This window comes from Rhodoplanes roseus (assembly GCF_003258865.1).
GTDB lineage: Bacteria > Pseudomonadota > Alphaproteobacteria > Rhizobiales > Xanthobacteraceae > Rhodoplanes > Rhodoplanes roseus.
The window spans coordinates 1-263 of the sequence record NZ_NPEX01000871.1 but is presented as its reverse complement, the minus strand read 5'-3'; the positions used below and the strand labels follow the sequence as shown (position 1 = coordinate 263).

The window sequence follows — 263 nt, the reverse complement described above, 5'->3', positions numbered from 1 at the left end:
AGAGAAGCATGGCGATGCGCCCTTCGTTCTCATGTGCGAGAACCAGAAGCGGTTTGCCGTCCTCGCCTTTGAGGGCGACATCGCCGGCCGTCACGACCGTATCGATGAGGCGGAACCAGCGGCTCCAGCTTGGCGGCGAGGTATCCCCGCCGGGCAGGTCACGGGTGACGGGATGCTTGCGTCCGAGCTCGGTGATCTCCGCCCGGTAAGGCGCCTCTGTCACATTGCCGGTCGGGGCCGCCGGCAAAATGCCGCCGAGGGGC

Annotated in this window: 1 pseudogene; it reads right to left on the bottom strand. The window is 66.9% G+C overall.

The window, feature by feature from the left end:
- Positions 1-263, bottom strand: a pseudogene (locus CH341_RS34970) (hypothetical protein); the annotation flags it as partial.